Below are 4,988 nucleotides of genomic sequence, written 5' to 3'. Positions count from 1 at the left end.
CACGGTGACCTTGCGCGACAGGTCACCGCGCGCCACCGCCGTCGTCACCAGGGCGATGTCGCGCACCTGCGCCGTGAGCCGCTCCGCCATCGTGTTGACGGAGTCCGTCAGGTCCTTCCACGAACCGGACATCCCCCGCACCTGGGCCTGCCCGCCCAGCTTGCCCTCGGTGCCGACCTCGCTGGCCACGCGCGTGACCTCGTCGGTGAAGGTCGACAGCTGGTCGACGAGGTTGTTCACGGTGCGCGCGACCTTGAGGAACTCGCCCCGCAGCGGATGCCCCGTACCGTCCGGCGCCTGCGTCCGCAGCTCCATGCGCGGTGACAGGTCGCCCTCGGCCACCGCCGACAGCACCCGGCTGACCTCGGAGACCGGCCGCACGAGGTCGTCCACGAGCGCGTTCGAGTGGTCGATCGCGGTCGCCCAGGAGCCCTGCGAGGCACCGGTCTCCAGCCGCTCCGTGAGCTTGCCCTCACGGCCCACCATGCGGCGCACCCGCGCCAGCTCACCCGTCAGGTGGAGATTGCGGTCGGCCACCTCGTTGAAGACCGCTGCGATCTCCGACATCACGCCGTCGCCGGACACCGTGAGGCGTTTGCGGAAGTTGCCGTCCCGCATCGCCACCAGGGCCGTCATCAGCCGGTTCAGGGACGCCGAGTCCACCGTCGTGGTCCCGCCCCGTGCCTTTCCCGGCTTGCTCAGGGACTGTCCGCCTTTCGCGCGCGTCGTCTTCGTGCTCCGCGTCGCTGCGCCAGACTCCACTGTGTCCCTCCCGCAGGGGTCGACCGTTACCGCTCTGTGCCCGGGCACCGCCTGGGGCCTGCCCGTTACTGCCGTGCTCTTCCTGTAATACTGCGATGTGCTGCCCGGCGTTCCGAGGTGCCGCCAAGCGGGCTGCTGCCCACCCGGTACGGAGGGCACACGGCCTGCCCGGACCTCATCACAAGCCTGCCCAGTGTTTCACCCCCGCCGAACCAGGCCATAACAGTTCGGCAGCTTCGCACATCGTCCGCACACCCGCCGGACGGCGAACACCTCCGGACGGCAACACAGCGGACCGGCATCCGCTCGGACCGCGAAGGTAAGTACCCTTGCATCCGGCTGTCCAGCCACGCCGGTCCGCCCGGCCTGGGCGGTGGCACGGAGACGAGCGGGCATCGGAGGGGCGGCCGCACATGACCACCGGACTGATCCCGGGGGAACAGCCCCCGGACCCACGGCCGGCTGACGGCCTGCCGCCGCAGCGGCGCGAGCCGGCCGGTCAGGGGACCATGTCCGTCGAGAACCGGTCGAGGAGTTCTGTGATCACCGCGCGCGCGGCCGCCAGTTTCGAGCCCCTCGGGCGGTCGGTCGCGAGCGCCCGCTCCTTCGTCCGCGACACCCTGCAGGGCTGGGGCTTCGGCGACATCGTCGACGACGCCGTGGTCCTCACCAGCGAACTGGTGACCAACGCCGTCGTGCACGCCGGGACCTCCGCCGACGTCCTCTGTCTGCGCAGGGAGGAGGGCGTACGGATCGAGGTGGCCGACCGGTATCCGGAGCGTGAGATCCCGCTGCAGGGCTCACCGGTGGACATGGGCAGCCCCGACCGCGAGGGCGGCCGCGGACTCCAGCTCTGCGCGGCCCTGGCCGGTCACTGGGGTGTCGACTACACACCCACGCACAAGACCGTCTGGTTCCAGCTGGCCCTCCCCGAGCGCCCGGTCGGCACCCGGTCGGCCGGTCCGTCCCTGCCGACCCCCCTGCTCCCGCTGGCCGACGCCCGGGTCCGGGTGGCCGTCGTCCAGGTCGACCGGGCGGGCTCCATCAGCGCCTGGAACGAGGACGCGGAGGAGCTGTTCGGCTATTCCGCCGAGCAGGTCACGGGCAAGCCGCTCACCGATCTGGCCGCCTGGCCGCACACACCGGGCACCGGCACCGGTATCGCCGACGCGCTGCGGCTCTCCCGCTGGGAGGGCAGCTACGGCATCAGGGGCGCCCACGGCCGGGTCATCCCGGTGTACGCCTCCCACCTGCGGGTCCGCGACACCGAAGGAGAGCCGTCAACGGTCTGCCTCCTCGTGCGGGACCACGAACGGGCGGTTCTGCAGACCCCGTCGCGCGTTCCCGCGTCCGACTCCTCCGGCGGCTCCGACGGTCAGAGCGCCGACCCGTTCGAGGTCTTCATCGGCTCCCCCGCCCCGGACGACCTCGACGGCCTGCTGCAGCGCACGGTGGAACGCGCCCGCGACATGCTCGACGGCGACTCCGCCTTCCTGCTGCTGGCCACCGACGACGAGACCGAACTGGAGGTCCGCGCCTCGACCGGTCTTCCCTCGGCCCGCCAGCGCTTCGCCCGCGTCCCCGTCGAGGCCGGCCCCGGCCGCTACGGCTCCGCCCGCATGCCGGCGGTCCACGACGATCTCACCGCCGTCTCCGGCGCGGTGCCCCTGCTGAACGGCACCGGCATGCGCTCGGTCGTCACCGTCCCGCTGAAGGTCGAGGGCCGCCTCACCGGTTCGCTCGGCGTCGCCGCCGAGGCGCCCGGCAGGTACTCCAACGAGGAGGCGCTGCGCCTGCAGTTCGCGGCGGACCGGATCGCGCTCGCGGTCGAGTCGGCCCGGCTGGGTGAGCTGGAGCGGCTGCGCCGCGGCTCGCTGAGCTTCCTCGTCGAGGCCTCCGACCTGCTGGCCGGCACCCTGGACCGGGACCAGACCCTGGCCCTGATGGCGCAGATGACGGTCCCGACCCTCGCGACCTGGTGCGCCGTGTACACGATCGCCGACCAGGCGTCCGAACCGGACCTGTCCTATGTGCTGCACGAGGACGAGGAGTTGATCGACGGCATCAAGTCCCTGCTGTCGAAGATCGACCCGCCGGACCCGGTGCCCACGCCCGGTGCCCGTGTCTGGTCGGCGCCCGCGGAGGTCGCCCACCAGGCGGCTCTGCGCAGCTCCATGCGGAGTCTGGGCCTGAGCGGCGGCCCGACCAGGCAGGTCACGCCGGGCATCGGCCCGACGCTCGCCACGGCCGCCGCGGTCGGTGGTGAGACCGTGGTGCTGCCCCTGGTCGCCCGCAATCGCGTGATCGGCATGCTGACGCTCGGCAAGCCGACCGACGAGCACTTCCGTCAGGAGATCCTGGAGCTCGCCGAGGACCTGTCCCGGCGGGCCGCCCTGGCCCTGGACAACGCCCGCCTGTACTCGGAGCGCACGGCGATCAGCCAGTCCCTGCAGCGCAGTCTGCTGCCGCCGGAGCTGCCGACGGTCGACGGTGTCGAGGTCGAGGTCATCTACCGGGCGGCGGGCGAGGGCAACGAGGTCGGCGGCGACTTCTACGACCTGTTCCCGATCAGCGACGGCGCTTATGGTTTCGCCATCGGCGACGTCTGCGGCACGGGTCCGAACGCTGCGGCCGTGACGGGTCTCGCCCGGCACGCGCTGCGCCTGCTCGCCCGCGAGGGTCTGAGCGGCCCGGCGGTCCTGGAGCGCCTCAACTCGGCGATCCTCGACGAGGGCGCCCGCAGCCGCTTCCTCACCCTCCTGTACGGCGAGATGCGCCCGCGGGCGGACGGCAGCGCGGAACTGAAGGTGGTGTGCGCCGGTCACCCCCTCCCGCTCCGTCTCCGTCAGGACGGCACGGTCGAACCGGCCGCCGAGCCGCAGCCGCTGCTCGGTGTTCTGGAGGACCTGGAGCTGTACGAGCAGACGGTCGTCCTGGATCCCGGTGACGTCCTGCTCTGCGTCACGGACGGCGTCACCGAGCGCCGTGAGGGGCCTCGGATGCTGGGCGACGACGGCCTGGCGGAGGTCCTGACGACGTGCACGGGTCTGACGGCCGGTGCGGTCGCGGCCCGCATCATGCGCGCGGTGGAGCGCTTCGCCTCCGATGCTCCGTCCGACGACATGGCCATCCTGGCCATGCGTGTCCCGGGCCTGCAGACGGACGGGTGAGGACACCTGAGGACATGAGAAAGGCCCCGCCCGAATGGGCGGGGCCTTTCTGTCGGAGCCCCCAAACGGAATCGAACCGTTGACCTTCTCCTTACCATGGAGACGCTCTACCGACTGAGCTATAGGGGCCTGTTGTCCGCTCCGGGGTTTCCCTCGCGGCAACGGAATAGATCATACCCCGAACAGGTCCGTGCTCCCAACCACGCTCACAGGGCTGGTGCCAGCAGTCCGCCCAGGGCGTTGCAGGCGGACACGATCCGCTGCATCTCCCGCTTGGTCAGCGTGGCTTCCACCGGCAGTGCCAGCGTCTCGTCGGCTGCCCGTTCGGTCTCGGGCAGGGACACGCACCGCCGGAATCCGGGCAGCCGGTGCACCGGTGTCTTGACCGGGATGCCGCAGTCAATGCCCTTGGCTCGTACGGCCCGCGCGAAGGCGTCCCGGTCGGGCCGGCCGTTCCCCGGCACGCGGACGACGTACTGCTGGTAGGTGTGTCCGACTCCGCCCGCGGGCGTGCGGACTCCTCTCAGCTTGGTGTCGAGGAACGCGGCTCGCTCGCGCCGTTGGGCTATCTCGTCGTACGGGGCTTCGGTTTCCCCGTGTTCCAGTACCAGCAGTCCGTGCCGCCGGCCGAGTGCGTGCAACGGCCCGATGTCGGCGGGCCGTCCGAAGCGGTGGACGACAACGATCGCCGCGGTCCGGGCAGTTACGGCCCCTTTCACGGCGGCCGGCTCCAGACAGTACGTCGCCGGATCTATGTCGGCGAAGACCGGCAGCGCCCCGGCCATGGCGACGGCCTCGGCGACTTCCACGTTGCCGAAGGCAGGTACGACGACTTCGTCCCCGACGCCGACACCGGCGGCCCTGAGCAGTGCTGCGGTACCCATGTGAGGGATGTTCGTTGCGCGACGTGAACGCCAAGTGACGGAGAACAAAAAAGGGTTGGACCCTGAACCGAAGTTCGGGGTCCAACCCTTTGAAGAATTGTTCGGCGGCGTCCTACTCTCCCACAGGGTCCCCCCTGCAGTACCATCGGCGCTGTAAGGCTTAGCTTCCGGG

The 4,988-nt window shown here is 71.1% G+C and carries 3 protein-coding genes, 1 tRNA gene and 1 rRNA gene; 1 reads left to right on the top strand and 4 read right to left on the bottom strand.

The window, feature by feature from the left end; genetic code table 11:
- A partial coding sequence (locus tag IE172_RS34460) for a HAMP domain-containing protein (protein ID WP_438817014.1) occupies positions 1 to 663 on the bottom strand: 663 nt, incomplete at its 3' end.
- A gap of 512 nt (positions 664 to 1,175) precedes the next feature.
- Between IE172_RS34460 and IE172_RS12980 the strand changes: the two genes are divergently transcribed.
- Positions 1,176 to 3,932 carry a SpoIIE family protein phosphatase gene (locus tag IE172_RS12980; RefSeq protein ID WP_190097350.1) on the top strand — a complete coding sequence of 919 codons (2,757 nt, stop codon included), beginning with the start codon at positions 1,176 to 1,178 and terminating at the stop codon, positions 3,930 to 3,932.
- Between the two features lie 56 nt (positions 3,933 to 3,988).
- Here the strand turns inward: IE172_RS12980 and IE172_RS12975 are convergent.
- The 3 genes from IE172_RS12975 to rrf form a co-directional block, all read right to left on the bottom strand.
- Positions 3,989 to 4,061, bottom strand: a tRNA-Thr gene (locus IE172_RS12975).
- A gap of 77 nt (positions 4,062 to 4,138) precedes the next feature.
- Entirely contained in the window at positions 4,139 to 4,801 is a 663-nt protein-coding gene (locus IE172_RS12970) for a DegT/DnrJ/EryC1/StrS family aminotransferase (protein WP_190097608.1), read from the bottom strand.
- 114 nt (positions 4,802 to 4,915) lie between these two features.
- Positions 4,916 to 4,988, bottom strand: a 5S ribosomal RNA gene (gene rrf, locus IE172_RS35425); the annotation flags it as partial.

Source organism: Streptomyces griseoflavus (assembly GCF_014649995.1).
Lineage (GTDB): Bacteria > Actinomycetota > Actinomycetes > Streptomycetales > Streptomycetaceae > Streptomyces > Streptomyces griseoflavus.
This window is presented reverse-complemented; position numbering and strand designations above follow the sequence as displayed.

Coding starts and splice junctions, on each gene's coding strand:
- IE172_RS12980 (WP_190097350.1), top strand. CDS start 1,176: ATGACCACCGGACTGATCCCGGGGGAACAGCCCCCGGACCCACGGCCG.